Origin of the sequence: Sphingobacterium sp. 18053 (genome assembly GCF_902706145.1) — a bacterium.
Classification (GTDB): Bacteria; Bacteroidota; Bacteroidia; order Sphingobacteriales; family Sphingobacteriaceae; genus Sphingobacterium; species Sphingobacterium paramultivorum.
The window spans coordinates 305075-323848 of the sequence record NZ_CACSJW010000002.1 but is presented as its reverse complement, the minus strand read 5'-3'; the positions used below and the strand labels follow the sequence as shown (position 1 = coordinate 323848).

Sequence of the window (18774 nt, the reverse complement as noted above, 5' to 3'; positions counted from 1 at the left end):
TACTAAATGTTTCCGATATAATGATGTGTATTGAATAACACAATAATCACTGTTTTCGGCAACTATTATAAATAATAATAAATAAAAATGCCTTTGCCAATAAGCTAAATCGTTTTATATACTAATCACCATAATAAAAATATGAGCAAAATTGATTTAAAAACAGTTGTGCGATTAAAAGGAGAATCTAAGCTATTCTTATCTTTGATTTTTATCGCAGGAGCAATGCAGCATGCGCAGGCTACTGTCTCTTCTCAAAGGATGTTAAGCAACTCTTTTCTAACGGAATCGAAAAAGCCCCAACAACAAATTAAGGGAAAAGTCTTGAATGCTGATGGAAAGCCAATTTCAAGTGTAAACATCACTGTTAAAGGAACATCGAAGGGGACACAGTCAGATGTGTCAGGTAATTTTTCTTTGGATGCTAAACAGGGAGACGTGTTGGTTGTCTCTTCTATTGGTTACAAAGCGAAAGAAGTTACAGTTTCTGGCGATACCATTTCTGTTCAATTGGAAGAAGACCAAAGTCAGTTGGAAGAGGTTGTAGTTGTCGGTTATGGTACGCAAAAAATAAGGGAAGTTACTTCTTCAGTAGCCCATGTAAGTGCAGACCAATTTCGTCAAAGCGGCGCGAGAAACCCGTTGGATCTCATTCAAGGAAAGGTCGCGGGATTGCAGGTGTCTAGAAGTGGGTCAAATCCTAATTCAGGTGTAGCGACTCAATTGCGGGGCGCGATTTCTGTCACTGGTAGTGCCAGTCCATTGTTTGTTATTGATGGGATACCTGGAGGTAATCCGGATCTACTACAACAAGATGATATTGAGTCTATAGATGTGCTGAAAGATGGATCCGGAGCTGCGATTTATGGAACAAGCGCCAATGCCGGTGTCATTCTGATTACGACAAAAAGGGGAAAACCTGGTAAATCGGTATTCAACTATTCCAGTTATTTTCGCAAAGATTTTGTCTATAATAGACCTGATTTTTTAACTCCACAAGAGTTTAGGGATAAGATTGCATCTGGTGAGCTAAAACAAACTGATTTTGGCCATTCTACCGATTTTTTTGATGAATTGATTAATAAAGATAATTTTTCACAAAATCATAACCTTTCACTGTCTGGAGGTAATGAATCAACTACCTATCGTGGAAGTGTCAATTTCCGAAATTTGGAAGGTATTGCAAAGGAAAATTCAAGAAAGGAATATACAGTGAGAACGAGTATAAACCAGAAGGGCTTTAACGATCGTTTGAATTTTCTCCTCAATATCGCTACCAATACGAACAATGCGAACTTGTTAGGCGGTGGTGGCTGGGAAAGTGAAGCTACGAAAAATCCGACGCTCTCAAATTATAACGATGATGGATCTTTTCGTTATGACCGAACGAGTACAAATGAATTTGCTCGATTGTTTACTGAAACAAGTTATCGGAAACAACAGACATCTTCTTTAGACGGAAAAGCAGATTTAAATATAATTGAGGGATTAAAGGCCAGTGTTTTTGGGTCGGTACAACGTAATTCCTATACAGATGGTGCTTATAGAGCGCTCAATAGTGAAGCATCTTTAGAAGATCAAGACTATCCGGGTGGGGGATATGCTTCCAAATCCAATCTATTGAATGAAAAATATGCATTTGAACCGACACTTCAATATAACACTACCGTTGCCGAAAAACATGCAATCACAGCGTTAGCAGGATATAGTTATCGTTATGAGAAAGATGAGGGACAAAGTGCAGACAATAGGGGATTTATAAATAATAATTTCCATGAAGATAATTTGTCGGAAGGACAAGCGCTTCGGGATGGACGTGCTAATATGGACAGCTATAAGAATGACAATACTTTGATCGCCTTTTTTGGCCGGGTAAATTATACCTACGCGGATAAGTACATGGCTCAGTTTATTCTAAGGCGTGAAGGTTCGTCTAAATTTGGAGCAAATAACAAATGGGGGAGCTTTCCGGCAGTATCAGTGGGGTGGAACATCAGCAATGAAGATTTTATGAAAGATATCGGTTTTATAAATAATTTAAAATTACGTGCAGGTTATGGCGAAACGGGAAATACGGGCTTTGCTAATAATGCCTCTCGATTAACTTTGGGGGGAGGAGGAAAATATCTGTTCCCTGATGAGTCCTACCGAGAAACCTACGGACCCGACCGTAATCCGAATCCAAACTTGCGGTGGGAGACGAAGAAGGAAACAAATATCGGTGTTGATTTCACAATGTTGAGCAATAAGCTTTCAGGTTCAATTGATGTTTTTCAACGAAAAACTGTTGATCTTTTGGATACATATACTACCCCACAGCCTCCTTATATAAGAAATAATATATATTCCAATGTAGGTACACTTTCTTCAAAGGGTATTGAGCTAGCGCTTAGCTATCGTGCTATAGATCGTGAGAATTTTAAGTGGAACATGGATTTTACAGCTAGTACGCTAAAAAATGTTTTAGATAGTTATTCGAATGATATATTTAAAGTAAAATATAAAACATTTGGTGAAATCGGCGGAGCAGGAGCATTGGGCGATGCATTCACAACGTACGAAGGGCACAAGATCGGTGAATTTTTTGGTAAACGATTTGCCGGATTTGATGATGAAGGAAAATGGCTTTTTTATAACCGAAATGGCGAAGCTGTGCACAATGATGCAATTAATAATTCAAGAGATGATTTGAATTCTTCTGATTTAGCGGTAATAGGAAATGCAGTCCCCAAATATTATATTTCCTGGACGAATAATTTTTCCTATAAGAATTTTGATCTGAGAATTTTTATGCGGGGTAAATTCGATTATGATATCTTAAATACAACGGCACTTTCTTATGGCAATAAGGTCTGGTCAGAGAATCTTTTGAGAGATGCTTTCACCAAATATAAAGATATTAATGATACCTATATGTATTCTGATTACTATTTGGAAAGTGGTAGTCACTTAAAAATTGATGAAGTTACATTGGGATATCGGTTTAAATTGAAAAGTAACACTTGGGTGAATAATGTGCGCATATATTTGACGGCTCAAAATCTGGCAACAATAACAGGGTATTCAGGGAATGATCCTGATTTTGTATTGGATACGGGGCTGGGTAATGAAGTAAATGGACAACGTTTAGGTATTGATAGTAGAGGACCTTATCCCAATACGAGATCGTTTTTGTTTGGTGTAAATTTTGGTTTTTAATAGATAGTATTATGAAAAATATTGTTAAGATTTTATTTTTAGCTTGCGTAATTAATGCATCAAGTTGTACAAATTTAGATGAAAACGCTTATGATATCATTGTAGCGGACGATTTTTATAAAAATAAGAATGAGGTTATATCAGCTGTATTGCGTCCATACACGCATGCAAATGCGTGGATATCACCATCAGGGCAGGATGGATGGTGGCGGCCAGCAGAATTATCCGCAGATCAATTGGCCTGGCCGACCAAAGGGCGGCATGGAGAAGATGGAGGCAAATGGAAAAGGCTGCATTATCATACTTGGACAGTAGATGAAGGTGGGTTAAACAACGCATGGGTATTGATGTATTGGGGAGTAGGTTTGTGTAATAGCCCCATTGATATTCTCGAAAAATCTGACGTGGCTCGCATGGGGATAACAGATGCTGAAAAGAATGAGTTTATTGCTGAACTAAAGCTTTTACGGGCATTACATTATCTAAAGCTAATGGATTTATTCGGCAATATTCCAATAACTACCAAAGCCCCGAGTTCAGCAGAGGAGCCCTTGCCTCTACCTTCTTCTACAAAAGAGGTTTTTGAATTTATTGAAAAGGAAATTTTAGATAACATTGGTTCAGCCCCTAAATTAACAAAAAGTATGCTGGGAAGAGTCTCTCAGGCTTCAGGCTATGCAATGCTCGTTGAACTATATTTGAATGCTGAAAGATGGTCTGGTCAACCGCGATGGGACGATTGTATTGCGGCAGCTGATAAATTGATATCGGGCGCTGGAGGAGGTTTGAATGGTGCCATGGCATTAGATCCAAATTTAACAGATTCCTATGTGCCGACCAATGACATGTCTAAGGAAACTATTTTTTCAATTGCCTACGATTATCAGACAGCAGACTTTGAACCTGGATTTCCAGGGGAATTTTATCATTTTGTACAAAGCGAGATCTATGGTGGGGGAAGAACTGGCAATAACGGTATTGTGTTAATTCCGGGTGTTTTCGATCAATATAACGAAAAAGATTTGCGAAAAAAAGAATGGTTTTTAAGCGGACCTATGGTTAAGTTTGTGGACGGTAAAATTGTGCAAGGTTCGGAGGAATACAAAGGAGAACAGCTTGTTTTTGTTGATTATATTCGAAGGGCTAAGACTGGAGGTACGTCTTCTACAATGAGCGATGGAGAAGAGAATAGTGGTATCCGATTTAATAAATATAAGCTTGGTAACTCTGTAGAGGGTACTGTCAACGGTGTTAAAATACCTGCGAATGCAAATTACAACAATACGGATTGGAACGTCTATCGTCTAAGCTGGATTTATTTTGCGAAAGCCGAGGCATTGATGCGAAAAAATGGAGGACGCCCTTCACAAGAAGCTGTCGATTTGATTAATAGTTGTAAAAAGAGAGCCTTTTCTGATACAGACTGGAGTGAAGCAAAGTATACCACCAGCACACTGACACTTGACGAGCTCTTGGCAGAGCGAGGACGTGAATTTATTTTTGAAGGATTTAGAAGGGAGGATTTAATCCGCTTCGGCAAATTTCATACAGCAACTTGGTGGGATCATAAACCTTCTTCTGACAGCAAAACAGTGTATCCAATACCTCAGCAACAGATATCGATGAATCCCAATTTAAAACAAAACCCTGGTTATTAATGTTCAGGAATAGTAGATGCCGACAGGGGTGTCTACTATTCTTTTACCTAAAACACATGAAAAGATATTTTACGTTGTTTCTCTTGAACTTTATTGGTGCAACCTTATTTGCACAAAAAAATAATTTTCAAAACTATGCTATCCAAACTTTAGATAGCATCTATAGCAAGTTTGGAAATACCAAGAATCAGCTCTTGGCTGAAAAATATCCCTTTGATGAAAACTTCAAAGCTGATTATCTGGATAATAATCAACAGGCAGCGCAGCAAAAGAAATATGCTTACCTATGGCCTTTCTCGGGTAGTTTCTCAGCTGTAAATGCCTTGATGGAATTGCCAAAAACAAAAAAGGCATTTCAGTTCATACTCGACAAAAAAGTCCTGATGGGATTACAGGAATATAGGGATGAAAGTAGGTCGCCTATTGGCTATGCTTCTTATTTAAATACAGCTCCTCCCTCGGATCGTTTTTATGACGATAATATCTGGTTGGGTATCGATTTTACAGATAGCTATATCCATACAAAGAAAACAAACTACCTGACTTCAGCCAAAGAGATCTGGAATTTTGTAAAGAGTGGGGAGGATGATAAATTAGGCGGTGGCGTTTATTGGTGTGAACAGAAAAAGGAATCTAAAAATACGTGTTCGAATGCACCAGCAAGTGTATTTGCACTGAAGTTATTTATGGCAACCAATGATAGGTACTATCTGCAAGAAGGGGAGCGTCTTTATGAATGGACAAAAAGAAATCTTCAGGATCCCGAAGATAAGTTATATTGGGACAATATGCAGCTCAATGGAAACATTGGAAAAGCTAAGTTTTCGTACAACGCCGGACAAATGTTACAGGCAGCTGCATTGCTTTATAAGTTAACGAAAAATAAACGGTACCTCGAGGAGGCACAACAGCTGGCTGAGGCATGTTTCGGCTATTTTTTCGAAACGAAGGAGAAATTGGATTTTCCAAAATTGAAAAATAGCAATTTGTGGTTTCATGCTGTCATGATGCGTGGTTACATAGAGCTCGCTTTAGTGAACGGTGACCAAAAGTACCTCACAGTGTTTGCGAAGAATCTTGAATTTGCCTGGCAGCATATGCGCGATAAAGAAGGATTATTTAGTGCAGACTGGACCCTGAAAGATCAACATAAATCGAAATGGCTGCTCGATCAATGTGCTTTTGTCGAAATGTATGCACGGTTGGCAAAAGCTGGGTATTAAAATCGATGTAAAACGGTATAAGGTTAAGACGCTGAAAATAATTTTTCAGCGTCTTTTTTTTGTTCTGTAACATATTGGTTAGAGAGATTAAATAATGTTTACTTAACATAATAGACGCTGTAAAATTTCTATTTTTGAGGTAGGTCAACTTATTACCAGCGTGACTTGTAAAATATGATCGATAAACCTTGATCTAGCATGTGAACGATTCATTGGATAGGCGGGAACATCAGGTTATCTATTCTGGATACAAGAAAGCTTGAGGAGGTTGCGTACTGATTGAATACCAAGTTATTTTATTATGAAACCATCATGATTTATTCAATCACATTAGGGAATGAATAAATCTGATAGCTTCATCGCAATTGAAAAAAAAATTATACAGATGAAAATTAAAAATCTATTATTACCATTGATCGTACTGGGGCTATCCACAAGTGCTGTATCGGCACAGAGCAAAAAGATCAAACACATTGTTTTAGTTGGTTTTGACGGTTTTGGAGCTTATGCTTTACCAAAAGCGGAAATGCCAAATCTTAAAAAGATGATGCAGGAGGGGACATATAGTACACATGTACGTACCGTATTACCTTCCTCTAGTGCTGTAAACTGGGCTTCCATGATTATGGGCGCTGGTCCTACCGCGCATGGATATACAGAATGGGATAGCAAGACACCCGAGATCCCTTCTACAACCAAAACAGCAAACGGAATGTTTCCTTCCTTATTTAATGCTGTTGCCAGCAAAAATCCCAAGGCGCAGTTTGCTGTGGTACATAGTTGGCCGGGTATAGGCTATTTGATCGACAACAAAGTCGTGCAAAAGGTCATTAACACTAAGGATGATGATGAAGCGGCTTTGAGTACCACCGTGGATATCATAAAAAAGGAGAAACCGACGATTACTTTTGTGCATTTCGACCAACCTGATGGTGTAGGCCATAATATCGGGCACAATACACCGGAATACTATGCTGAACTAAAACAGGTCGACAGACGTATTGGTACCTTACAGCAAGCTGTAAAAGATGCAGGAATTGCAGACGAAACAATTTTTGTTATTGCTGCGGATCACGGCGGTACAGGAAAAGGACACGGTGGTAAATCGCTGGCCGAGGTGGAGATTCCCTGGGTAATGACCGGACCTGGTGTGCCAAAAGGAAAAGAAATCAAGGAAACTTTGATGATTTATGATATCGCGCCTACGTTAACATGGTTGCTTGGTGCACCGCTTGATGCCGCTTGGCGCGGACAGGCGATCAAAGCATTCCAACAATAGTCGTTGCCCGTCAAACAAAAAGCCCCAAAGAATTTTCTTTGGGGCTTTTTGTTTGACGAACCGTCAATATTATATATCTACGACCACATCCATTTTGAAGTCATCATCTTTTAGATGGACAATTTCCGTTGCTTTTTCGTAGTTAGTTGATTTCTTAGAGAAGAAGTCATGTTGTGTCGTTTCAGTATTCAAACCATTCAATACGATTGGGTTGACTTGTTTTACTTCGAAGATCGGATCAAAGCCCAAATTCATCAATGCTTTGTTGGCATTGTAACGAACATATTCTTTTACCTCTGCAGTTAAGCCAACTTCAGTATAGATCTCTTCTGTATATTTCAGCTCATTTTCATACAAATTGTAAAGCAAGGCCAAGAAACGAGCTTTTACCTGATCTTGATTTTTTAATTTTTTGAATTGATCTTGGGCTATTAATCCAACGAATACACCATGAATTGATTCGTCTGCGATAATTTTCTTAATGATATCGGCAGAAGCAACCATTTCACCTTGTCCACATAACCATAACGGCAAGAAGAATCCAGAATAGAATAAGAATGACTCCAATAATACGGATGCAGCCATCGCCATATAAATCTCTTCGTCCGAAGCATCTTCTTTATCGATCGCACGGTAGTAGCCATCAATCGTTTCTGCTTTGTATTGAAGATATTTATTTTGTTGAACCCATTCGAAAATGTCGTTTATTTCGGCGGTTGTAGAAACTGTCGTGAAAATAGTGGAATACGATTTTGCATGGATAGCTTCCATCATACACATATACGACAATACAGCTTTATTCTGTAATGTATCGATATGATCGATGATTTTAGGCATACCAGTATGGCTTTGAAGGGTATCCAATAGGGTTAATCCTCCTAAAGCTTTTTTATACGCATCTTTCATTTCTGGACTGATACGTTTCCAGCTATCGATATCTTTTGAAGGAATGTATTCCGTATCGATCCAGAATTGACGGATATTTTGTTCCCAGAACATCAATACATAATCGTTCTCAGGGGTATTCCAGTTGACAGCTTTATATGTTTTACTCATTTTTAGTTTAAAGTATTAGGCATTTATTATCACGTATTTGGATTGTTGATTTTAGATAAGCCAAAAGCCGCCAATGGCGTAGGCAACTTTTGACTTTCTCCCATTATATATCCAAATACTAAAATCTCAAAATTAAGCTGAACAAGAGACACATTCGTCGATGGTCGATTTTCTTGTCCGTGTATAATAAAGGGATTTCAATCCCAATTTATGTGCATAGATATAATATCTAGACAAATCTCTTGTCGAATCCTTTGAGTTTGTATGCAAAATTGTAGACACACCCTGATCAATATGGCGTTGGATAACCGAGATCAATTTTAAGACCTTGAATTGATCCATATCATAAGCCGATTTGAAATAGAAATAATTATCGTTTGTCAAGTATGGCATTGGATAGTAAGTTGTACTATCTCCATACTCACGTACCTCAATGATATCTACGATTGGCATGACTGATGCGGTTGCATTCATGATATACGAAGTCGATTGATTTGGAGCAATAGCCAAACGGTAAGCATGGTAAATACCATGTTCTTTGATTTTTGCTTTTAATTCCAACCAATCTTCTACTGTTGGAATATGTATTCCTTCAAATAACTCCGTTACCTTAGCTGTTTTAGGTATGTAATCGCGGTTTATGTAATTGTTGAAATACGTGCCATCGGCATAGGCTGATTTTTCAAATCCAACAAATGTTTTACCACGTTCTTTGGCAATTTCCATCGATGCTTCCAATGAATAATAGTTCATCATCATAAAGAAGGTATTGGCAAAATCCAGCGCCTCGTTAGATTCATACATGATGAAGCTTTTTGCAAGGTAACCATGGAGGTTCATTGCACCAAGCCCTACAGAATGTAACTCACGGTTTGCTTTTGCAATAGATGGAACCATATCGATATTGGTCACGTCTGTAACGACAGTCAAAGCACGCATAGCCGTTTTTACGGTCTCTTTGATACGTTTGTTGTCCATTACAGTCGCAATATTTAAGGAGCCTAAGTTACAGGAGATACCATAACGGATCGTATCCTGTTTACCATAGATCTCAATATCGGATACTTGAGATACTTGCATGATTTCAGTACACAAGTTCGAGAATTTCACTTGACCGATTTCATTCAATGCATGGGCACGGTTGGTGTTCTCTTTGAAGAAAATATAAGGATATCCTGATTCTTTTTGTGTCTGTGCAATTTTAACTAAAAGGTGACGGGCATTGATTTTTTTCTTTTTCACGTTTGGATTCGTGATCAATTCGTCGTACATCTTGTCCATATCCATCTCATCCAAGAATTGTCCATACTCTTGCATCACCGTATGTGGGTAGATCAAATAGCAAGGTTCATCTTTTTCTGCCAATTCCATGAATTTATCAGGAACGATGATACCGATCGACAATGATTTGATACGTACTTTTTCGTCAACGTTGATTTTTTTACAATCTAAAAATTCTTCGATGTCAGAGTGGAAAATATTGAGGTATACTGCACCAGCACCCGGACGTTGTCCCAACTGGTTAGCATATGAAAATGTATCTTCCATAATCTTCATGATTGGAAGTACACCGCCGGCACGGCCTTCAACACCTTTGATAGCTTCTCCGCGAGCACGGATTTTAGAGATATTGAACGATACACCACCACCGATAGAAGACAACTTCATTGCGGAATCAACAGCATAACCGATACCGTTTAAGTTGTCGCCGATTTCATCCAAGAAACAAGATACCAATTCACCCGAGCGTTTCTTTCCTGCATTTAAGAATGTAGGTGTCGCTGGCTGATATTCTTGATTGATCATGATTTCTGCGTACTCAATTGCTTTTTGAACACCCTCTTCTCTTGCCAAGAACAAGGAAACAGCAACTACACGGTCTTCATAACGCTCTAAAAACTTCTCGCCAGAGTCATCACGTAAAGCGTAGCTCTGGAAGAATTTAAATGCCGCCATAAAAGATTCGAAACGGAATTTCTTCGCATACACATAGTTGAATACCGTTTCCATTTCTTCAAATGTAAACCATTGGTAAAAGTCAATATAATAGTTGTTTTCTACCAAATAGTCTATTTTTTCTTTTAATGTATAAAAGAACACTGTGTTCTTATTTACATATTCCAAGAAATATGCACGAACCGCTTCCTTATCTTTATGTAAGCTGAATTCGTCATCATGCTTAATCATGATTTCATTATTAAGCAATATCCAGTTTTTTGCTACTTCGTTTGCTACCATCGCAAAAGTTCTTTAAGATGTCAATAAATTGATTAATATCTTCCATTGTTCCGGACAGTTCAAATTTGAACGCCAGTGGAATGTCGAAATCCTGTGAAATGCGATCAGCTGCTAGACCAAAATTCGGTCCCCAGTTGCGGTTGCCACTGGAAGTAACAGAATAGATATTTTTTGCTTCGCGTTTCATGAATTCTTTTGTGTTTTCGGGCACCTGTCCAAAATTTGTGGTGAAAGTGACCAAATGACCAGGGTCTTTTACCGTTAAATCGGCGGTGATCTTATGAATTTGCCAACCCGTTATCTGAGCTACTTTATCCATAAAACGTTGTACGTTCCCCGTTCTAGAATCATAATAAATGTGTATCATGTCACTGTTTCATTTTAATGATACGCTGAATTTATTAAAGTGCAATGGCCGCCAATTCCTCTGGTTTAAAGCCAATGATACGGTGTTGAATCTCTTCATTTTCCAACACAATTACCGTAGGAACTGTGCGGATTTTGAATCTTGCGGCCAAGTCTGGTTCATCAAAAGGATTAACCGTTTCATATTGGATACCTTTTTGATCCAAATAAGCCGATACTTGTGCACAAGGAGCACAATCGTTTTTCTCAAATTTGATAATTCTTGCCATGTTTACTTGTTTATTTTTTTATTCCAATCTTTATAGAAAAACTCGGTACGGAGTTAATGGTATCAATTTTAATCGGGGAGACCAGATTTAAGGTGCATCTGGCCATTTAAAATAGACAATTCATCAAAAAGAAAAGTCTGTGTTTCGATACTTAAAAACTTCGTTGAGTTGCCAATTCTTTCATTAGCTTAACAAATATCTTATATTTTCTTTCGATGCGGTAGTTTGACTTTTCCACATTTTGGGTAAAAGTTTGTCAGAGAATGCGTTTGCTGCAGATTAGTGTTTGTAAGTTGTTGATTATCTTGATTTTTCAAATGTGGATAACTTTAAATTAGTAAATTTTACCACTATTTTACAAATGATTTAAGTTTAATTTTAGTGTCATAAAAAAGCTACAAAGCTTGCTTTTTTATGAAAATTTTATTACTTTATTTTGCCCTAATTTGAAAAATAAATTTATGAAGAAACTATTCTATGGTCTCTTGCTTCTAGTGTCGCTACAGACGCAAGCGCAGGAAAACATTACCTTTCAAAAACCCTCTACTGAAATTTTGGCCTTAGCCGATTATGTGCGCCCCCCTCAGATAAAGATTTCAAGCGATAGAAATTGGATGTTATTTACGTTCCGGCCTACGTATAAAAGCCTGGCGGACTTAGGCCAGGAAGAAATGAAACTGGCGGGATTGCGGATTAATCCTAAAACGAACATGGAAAGTTCGACAATCTTTTTCGATAAGATTGCCTTGAAAAAAATAGGACAAAATATGGAATTTTCCGACTTCACGGGGATGCCCGAAAAAGCGGCGATGGCCAATTTTGTGTTCTCTCCAGACAATAAGCGTTTGGCATTTAGCAATACAAATGAAAGCGGAACAGCCTTATTTGTCATTGATCTTGCAACGCGAAATGTCAAACAGTTGACTGCTTACAATTTGAACGGAACATTGACAGCACCATTTCAGTGGCTGAGAAATTCTTCCGGTTTACTGATTACAAGCCTGCCAAAGGATAGGGCTACACTGTTGGATCCTTCAAAAGATTTGCCAACAGGACCTATTGTCTCAACAAGTGATGGGAAGATATCCCAATTGAGAACATACCAAGACCTGCTTAAAAATCCGCAGGACGAAGTGAATTTTGAAACATTGGTGCAATCCAACCTTGAACTTGTAGACCTAGACGGTAAGATTTCTCCCTTTAAAGATAAAGCCATTTATACGGGGATCAGTTTCTCTCCGGATGGTGAGTATGTGATGATCACGACGATCACAAAACCTTATTCCTATGTAGTTCCGGTCTCGTCTTTTCCACAGCAGGTTCATATTTATGATCGGTCGGGCAAGGAAATAGCGCTGGTGAATGAGACAGCCTTGACAGAGGTAATGCCGAAAGGTTTTTCGTCGACACGATCGGGAAAACGTGCCTGGCATTGGCGGAGTGATCAGCCAGCTACGTTGGCTTATGTAGAAGCCTTGGATGGCGGGGATGCGAACAAACCTGCGGAGTTTCGTGATGCCTTATATACTTTATCTTACCCCTACAATGGTGCGGGAAAGCTTATTTTTAAAATCAAAGACCGTTATGCTGGTGTAACATGGGGGAATGATAAATATGCATTGATCAATTCGCAATGGTATGATACGAGAAATGCAAAAACTTTTGTGGTGAATCCTTCCTCGGGAGAATCTAAACTATTGCATGACCGGAATAGTCAGGACGTCTATAATGATCCGGGAGATGTGTATATGGAAAAAAATAGTTTAGGCACTTATTCGATGTATATAGATAAGGATAAAACGCTGTTTGTAGGTAAGGGTTTTACTAAAAATGGTGAGTTTCCTTTTGTGGATGAGCTTGATCTGCATTCATTGAAGAAAAAACGCATCTACACTGCTCCAGCATCTGAACTGCAGGAACGTATCACCCAACTAGTGAACCCTAAAACTGGGGATCTGTTGATTTCGCTTCAGTCAGCATCGATTTATCCGAATTATTTCATGAAAAATATGAAATCGGGGAAACAGGTGACGCTCACCACGTTGGAAAACCCGTTTAAATCTTTGGAAAAAGTTCATAAAGAGATTTTAAAGTACAAGCGCAAGGATGGAGTCGAACTTTCCGGAACATTATATTTACCTGCCGGTTATGATTTTACGAAGAAAGAGAAGTTGCCTCTGCTAATGTGGGCTTATCCACGGGAATATAAGGACAAGAATACAGCCGGACAAAGTACGGCGAATCCGAAGGAGTTTACCTTCCCAAGTTATGGATCTTTTATCTACTGGGTATCGAAGGGGTATGCTGTATTGGATAATGCGGCCTTCCCTATTGTTGGAGAGGGAACAAAAGAACCTAATGATACCTTTATTGAACAACTTGTGGCAAATGCCGAAGCTGCAATTGATGCGGTAGATCATTTGGGTTATATCGATCGGAAAAAAGTTGCTGTGGGTGGGCATTCCTATGGTGCGTTTATGACAGCACATCTGTTGTCCAATTCAAAATTGTTTGCCGCAGGAATAGCGCGTTCTGGAGCATACAATCGGACCTTAACACCATTTGGTTTTCAGAGTGAACAACGCAACTTCTGGGATGATCCAGCCTTGTATATGACGATGTCTCCATTTGTGAGTGCTGATCGGATGAAAACCCCACTTTTGTTGATTCATGGCGGAGCCGATAATAATCCCGGAACATTCACCCTGCAGACAGAACGCTATTTCCAGGCCCTGAAAAACTTGGGGGCACCTGTGCGAATGGTTATTTTACCACGTGAAGCGCATGGTTATGTTGCCAAGGAAAATATCTTCCACTTACTTTGGGAACAGGATCAATTTTTGGAAAAATACCTTAAAAAATAAGGTGAAAATCAAAACGAATATAAAAGGTTGCCGTAAAAGGCAACCTTTTTTGTTGCTCAAGTTTCGCTTAGATGGATCGATATGCTTCACTTGATCTGCGTTAACCTGATTTGGATACCCCGAAGTTAGGGCTCAACTTTGGCAGGCCGGCAAATGTGCTGAAGTACCAATGGATTATACATATTATTTTTTTAAGTTTGGGTAATTTACTGGAGGGGAAAATCCAATTATGAGACCTGATATATTTAGAGAGAAATCGCCATTATCTTCCGATGACTGCTTTGTGGTCTTCGATCGGAGAAAATCTTCTTTTACGTTTCCTGTACATATTCACCCAGAATATGAGCTCAATTATGTTGAGGGGGCAGTGGGGGCACAACGTATCATTGGCAACTCGATAGAGTCTATTGGCGAGCGGGATCTGGTACTCATTGCAAGTCCTGAGCTTGAACACGCTTGGAAAGATGGCGATTGCCAATCGAATGATATTCATGAGATCACGATTCAGTTTCACCCTTCGTTAATTGAACAGTATCTGGATAAAAAGCAGTTTGCAAGTATACAGCAGTTATTATCCAAAGCTTCACGTGGTGTAGTTTTTGGTAAAGAAACAGTAGATCGGGTATTACCGCTGTTACGCATACTGACTTTGGAAAGGGATGGATTCTATTCGGTTATGAAACTTTTGGTGTTGCTGTACGAATTGTCCAAGGGTGAAGATATCCGTGTATTATCTACTGCGACCAATACAGTGCTGAGCAATAGCGAATTGATGATGGGACGATTGCAGGAATATATCGTTACCCATGTAAATAGAGAATTGAGCCTTCCTATGGTTGCCGCGGTGATGAACATGAGCAAATCAACATTTTCCCGTTTTCTGAAATCGACTACAGGGATGAATTTTACCGATTATCTGCTCGATTTTCGGATCAATATGGCTGTGCGACTACTGAAAGAAGAGACCTTGATTGCCGATATTGTCGAACAATGTGGCTTTAACAGCGTTTCGTATTTCTATCGTGTATTTAAAAAGAAAAAGGACCTCACTCCCGTCGAGTATAGAAATAGTCTCCGCAAGCAACAGATGATCATCTAATTTTTTCTTTTTCCATTTCTCTTTTTTAGATAAACGAAAGATCTATATACGTCTATCTAAATAAAGTCAACTATTCTGTGAATATGGGGGCGTTTCAACGCTATTTAATTATTGATTACCCCTGTTCCTCTTGCTAGATAATTCAATACAAGTGAGTCTAAAGTTCAATAAAGCGACCTTTCTTTGTTTTTAATGTACTGTTTTTTAATTATTTACGGTATTGTTCTGTTGCCTCATTTTTTTTCCTATTTTATTGTCATTTCTATTTTGCGCAATCGTTTGTGTTGACATTTTTGTGTTTTTCCCAGGAGAAATATGAATGAAAAGTACAATACAAATGAGTTGATCTTGCTATTTACGGCTTCTCCTTTTCTCTAATTTCGTCAAACAAACCGATATAAGAATACCAATTAAGTATAGACATATTATACAAACCATCTATTTATTGTAAACCTTAAATACACACAATATGAGAAAAACAGCTTTACTACTCTTACTTTCCACTTATGGGAGCTTAGCCTTTGCACAGCAATCCCAAAAGGTGAGGGGCAAAGTCCTCGATGCGGATAATAAGCCAGTGGCAGGAGCTACGGTCAATATCAAGGGCAGCGCCAGCGGAACGAAAACAGATGCCGATGGTTCTTTTACACTTGATGTTGCGAAAGGCAAAACCTTAAAAATTACCTACGTGGGGATGAAGGAGCAAGAGGTGCTTGTCAATGATGAATCAATCTATAGTGTTGTACTTCAGTCGGGTACGGAATTAGATGAAGTTGTGGTGATCGGCTATGGTACGGTGAAAAAAAGTGATTTGACTGGTGCAGTGGCATCCGTGACGGGCAAGGATCTACAATCTAATTTAGCTAAAAGTGCTTCAGGAGCATTGCAAGGTCGTATTGCTGGTGTGAGTGTGTCAAACGCAGGTGGAAGTCCAGGTTCTGGTATGAGTATTAATATTCGTGGGCTAAGTTCGCTAGGTAATAATGCGCCGCTTTATGTAATAGATGGTGTATTCGGGGATATCAATATAGTTGATCCAAATGATATTGCCTCATTGGAAGTATTGAAAGATGCGTCAGCAGCTGCGATCTATGGGTCAAGGGCAGCAAATGGTGTCGTTATCATTACGACTAAAGGTGGTAAAAGGTCCTCTCCGGCAACTCTTGGGATAAATGCTTATACAGGTATTCAGAGTCTTCCAAAAAAAATGGATTTGATGGATGGACCACAATGGAAAAAATTCCAAAAAGATAATGGCTATTTACCTACTCAAGCAGAAAGCTTCAATGCGAATACAGATTGGCAGGATGAGGTATTTGACACTGCTCCAGTGAATAAGGTGAATTTGGATATTGCTGGTGGAGGAGAGCGGTCTACCTATAATGTGTCTGCAGGTTATTTGGATCAGCGAGGGATTTTGAAGACAACCGGGTATAAAGCTTTCAATATACGGACAAAGAATACGTTTAGTTTTTTCAATGACCATGTTCGTGTGGGGAACACATTTTTGATGAAATCAGGCGACCGTAAATTTTCTGATCTAACAATTACAGATATTTTACGTCAAAATGCGCTGCTTCCCGTATATGATTCAAGTGTTAGAGGAGGATATGCTACTTATGCTCCTTGGATGAAGAATCTCGAAAACCCAGTTGGTTATTTAAATCTATACAATAAACATGTCTATCAAACGGATTTCATGTTGAATGGTTACGCCGAGGTAGACTTGTTCCTGAAAGGTTTAAAATATAAATTAAATGTGGGGGTGAATAGGACAACCGGAAGAAATTATAATAAAAATGATGCTTATACCTATGGCGCAGATTTACGTAAATCTTCTTTAAGTGAAAGTGCCTTTTTTAATAACCAATGGCTTGTTGAAAATACCTTACATTATGATAATACTTTCGACAAACATACTATTTCAGTTTTGGCAGGATATTCAGCACAAGAGAATACCAATAGAGGATTTGGAGCCAGTCGAAACAGCCTTCCTTTAGGAACGGATGCGATTGATGCAGCTTCTCCGGCAGAACAGACAACTTCAGGAAGTTTAAATGAGTCCGCGTTGATATCTCAATTTGGTCGTTTCATGTACAGCTATGATAGCCGCTATTTGTTGACGGCTTCATTGCGTCGTGATGGTTCTTCTAAATTCGCTGATGGTGCGAGATACGGTGTATTCCCTTCTGTTGCAGTAGGCTGGAATGTCATGAATGAAAAGTTCTTTGAATCGGCAAAAGGTACAATGAATGAACTTAAGCTGCGTGCTAGTTATGGTCGATTAGGTAATCAGGAGATTCCAAATTATACCACTCAGAGCATCACTTCATATGGTATAAACTATATCCAAGGAGGGGTTTGGTGGCAAGGTGCCAGCACTGGTATTAATTGGGTTTCTCCTCGAAATCTAACTTGGGAAGAAACAGCTACCAGCAATATTGGGGTTGATATGGCATTTATGCAAAATAAGTTGAATATCAGTGCTGATTATTATGTTCGTGAAACCAAAGATATTCTATTGGGGATCAATCAACCGCCGTCAGCTGGCTTAAAGGGAGCGCCTACATTGAATGCAGGAACGATTAGAAATAACGGATTTGAACTTTTAGCAACCTATAAAAATTCAATCGGAAATGTAAATTATAACATTGGTGTCAATGCTTCAAAGGTAAAAAATGAAGTGAAAGCCGTAACGGTTGGAAATGTACAGGAATTTGGTGGATATAACCCACAGGGCGAAGGGACAATCACCTGGGCTAAAGTTGGCTATCCAATTGGTGGTTTCTGGGTGATAAAAACCGATGGCCTTTTCCAATCTGATGCTGAAGCTCAGGCTTACAAATCTGCAAATGGAACGACAATCCAGCCAAATGCTAAAGGAGGAGATATAAAATTTGTGGATTATAACAACGATGGAAGAATAGACAACAATGACCGTCAATATGTAGGAAGTCCATTTCCAACATTAGCTTATGGGATCCGTGGTGGGTTAGATTATAAAGGCGTCGATTTTGCGTTTTTCTTTGATGGAATGTATGGCAACAAAATTTACAACTATACCAGAGCCCGTATGGAACAGACTAATGAAGTGAACAATCACTCGAGTAGTCTATTGGATTCGTGGACACCGAGCAATACAGATACGGATATTCCACGCTACAGCAGAGAGGATCAAAATGACAATAAACGCAGAGTGAGTGACCGCTGGATGGAAAGCGGTGCATTTTTCCGTCTTAAGACGATAGAATTGGGCTACACATTGCCATCACAATGGTTGAGCAAAGCGACATTGAAAAATGGAAGGATATTTTTGGCGGCGGACAACTTGTTTACCGTCACAAAATACAAAGGTTATACTCCGGATTTAGGGCAAAATAATGGCGATAATGGAACCCCTTCGGGCGTATTGACAGCGGGTACAGACCATGGTCGTTTTCCATTAGCAAGAACTATTATGTTTGGTATTCAGGCTAATTTTTAACGGCAAAGCCAATTTTTAGATCATAAATTTTATTTCTTAA

General features: G+C 38.9%; 11 protein-coding genes. 7 read left to right on the top strand and 4 right to left on the bottom strand.

Translation table 11 applies throughout. The annotated features are described in order from the left end of the window. Positions 1-141: 141 nt before the first annotated feature. The 4 genes from GVK91_RS05320 to GVK91_RS05305 all read left to right on the top strand — a co-directional run bounded on the left by GVK91_RS05320 (position 142) and on the right by GVK91_RS05305 (position 7358). Positions 142-3198: a SusC/RagA family TonB-linked outer membrane protein gene (locus GVK91_RS05320; protein ID WP_227550055.1), complete on the top strand. Its 3057-nt coding sequence runs from the start codon at positions 142-144 to the stop codon at positions 3196-3198. An 11-nt stretch (positions 3199-3209) separates the two neighbouring features. Further along, positions 3210-4856, top strand: a complete 1647-nt coding sequence (locus tag GVK91_RS05315; RefSeq protein ID WP_153844287.1) for a RagB/SusD family nutrient uptake outer membrane protein — start codon at positions 3210-3212, stop codon at positions 4854-4856. A gap of 56 nt (positions 4857-4912) precedes the next feature. After that, complete coding sequence (locus GVK91_RS05310; RefSeq protein ID WP_159727373.1) at positions 4913-6079, top strand: glycoside hydrolase family 76 protein; 1167 nt, start codon at positions 4913-4915, stop codon at positions 6077-6079. Between the two features lie 385 nt (positions 6080-6464). Continuing rightward, entirely contained in the window at positions 6465-7358 is an 894-nt protein-coding gene (locus GVK91_RS05305) for an alkaline phosphatase (RefSeq protein WP_153844285.1), read from the top strand. Positions 7359-7427: 69 nt separating this feature from the next. Here the strand turns inward: GVK91_RS05305 and nrdF are convergent, their stop codons facing one another. The 4 genes from nrdF to GVK91_RS05285 all read right to left on the bottom strand — a co-directional run bounded on the left by nrdF (position 7428) and on the right by GVK91_RS05285 (position 11287). Beyond that, positions 7428-8414: a class 1b ribonucleoside-diphosphate reductase subunit beta gene (gene nrdF / locus GVK91_RS05300; protein ID WP_070570180.1), complete on the bottom strand. Its 987-nt coding sequence runs from the start codon at positions 8412-8414 to the stop codon at positions 7428-7430. 132 nt (positions 8415-8546) lie between these two features. Beyond that, positions 8547-10652, bottom strand: coding sequence for a class 1b ribonucleoside-diphosphate reductase subunit alpha (gene nrdE / locus GVK91_RS05295; RefSeq protein WP_153844284.1), 2106 nt, complete (start codon positions 10650-10652; stop codon positions 8547-8549). Next, positions 10612-11019: a class Ib ribonucleoside-diphosphate reductase assembly flavoprotein NrdI gene (nrdI, locus tag GVK91_RS05290; protein ID WP_053003630.1), complete on the bottom strand. Its 408-nt coding sequence runs from the start codon at positions 11017-11019 to the stop codon at positions 10612-10614. Before nrdI ends, nrdE begins: the two co-directional genes overlap by 41 nt. Before the next feature lie 34 nt (positions 11020-11053). Beyond that, complete coding sequence (locus GVK91_RS05285; protein ID WP_046673718.1) at positions 11054-11287, bottom strand: co-chaperone YbbN; 234 nt, start codon at positions 11285-11287, stop codon at positions 11054-11056. A 461-nt stretch (positions 11288-11748) separates the two neighbouring features. Between GVK91_RS05285 and GVK91_RS05280 the strand changes: the two genes are divergently transcribed. From GVK91_RS05280 to GVK91_RS05270, 3 genes are all read left to right on the top strand, one after another. Beyond that, positions 11749-14151, top strand: a complete 2403-nt coding sequence (locus GVK91_RS05280) for a prolyl oligopeptidase family serine peptidase (protein WP_159727371.1) — start codon at positions 11749-11751, stop codon at positions 14149-14151. Positions 14152-14380: 229 nt separating this feature from the next. Next, on the top strand, positions 14381-15250 hold the full coding sequence (locus GVK91_RS05275) for an AraC family transcriptional regulator (RefSeq protein ID WP_159727369.1): 870 nt from the start codon (positions 14381-14383) through the stop codon (positions 15248-15250). A 469-nt stretch (positions 15251-15719) separates the two neighbouring features. Further along, on the top strand, positions 15720-18734 hold the full coding sequence (locus GVK91_RS05270; RefSeq protein ID WP_159727367.1) for a TonB-dependent receptor: 3015 nt from the start codon (positions 15720-15722) through the stop codon (positions 18732-18734). Positions 18735-18774 lie beyond the last annotated feature (40 nt).

Bases quoted from the DNA above. Each gene is read 5' to 3' on its own strand.
- GVK91_RS05320 (WP_227550055.1), top strand. From the start codon at position 142: ATGAGCAAAATTGATTTAAAAACAGTTGTGCGATTAAAAGGAGAATCT.
- GVK91_RS05285 (WP_046673718.1), bottom strand. From the start codon at position 11,287: ATGGCAAGAATTATCAAATTTGAGAAAAACGATTGTGCTCCTTGTGCA.
- nrdE (WP_153844284.1), bottom strand. From the start codon at position 10,652: ATGGTAGCAAACGAAGTAGCAAAAAACTGGATATTGCTTAATAATGAA.
- GVK91_RS05275 (WP_159727369.1), top strand. From the start codon at position 14,381: ATGAGACCTGATATATTTAGAGAGAAATCGCCATTATCTTCCGATGAC.
- GVK91_RS05310 (WP_159727373.1), top strand. From the start codon at position 4,913: ATGAAAAGATATTTTACGTTGTTTCTCTTGAACTTTATTGGTGCAACC.
- nrdI (WP_053003630.1), bottom strand. From the start codon at position 11,019: ATGATACACATTTATTATGATTCTAGAACGGGGAACGTACAACGTTTT.
- GVK91_RS05315 (WP_153844287.1), top strand. From the start codon at position 3,210: ATGAAAAATATTGTTAAGATTTTATTTTTAGCTTGCGTAATTAATGCA.
- GVK91_RS05280 (WP_159727371.1), top strand. From the start codon at position 11,749: ATGAAGAAACTATTCTATGGTCTCTTGCTTCTAGTGTCGCTACAGACG.
- nrdF (WP_070570180.1), bottom strand. From the start codon at position 8,414: ATGAGTAAAACATATAAAGCTGTCAACTGGAATACCCCTGAGAACGAT.
- GVK91_RS05305 (WP_153844285.1), top strand. From the start codon at position 6,465: ATGAAAATTAAAAATCTATTATTACCATTGATCGTACTGGGGCTATCC.
- GVK91_RS05270 (WP_159727367.1), top strand. From the start codon at position 15,720: ATGAGAAAAACAGCTTTACTACTCTTACTTTCCACTTATGGGAGCTTA.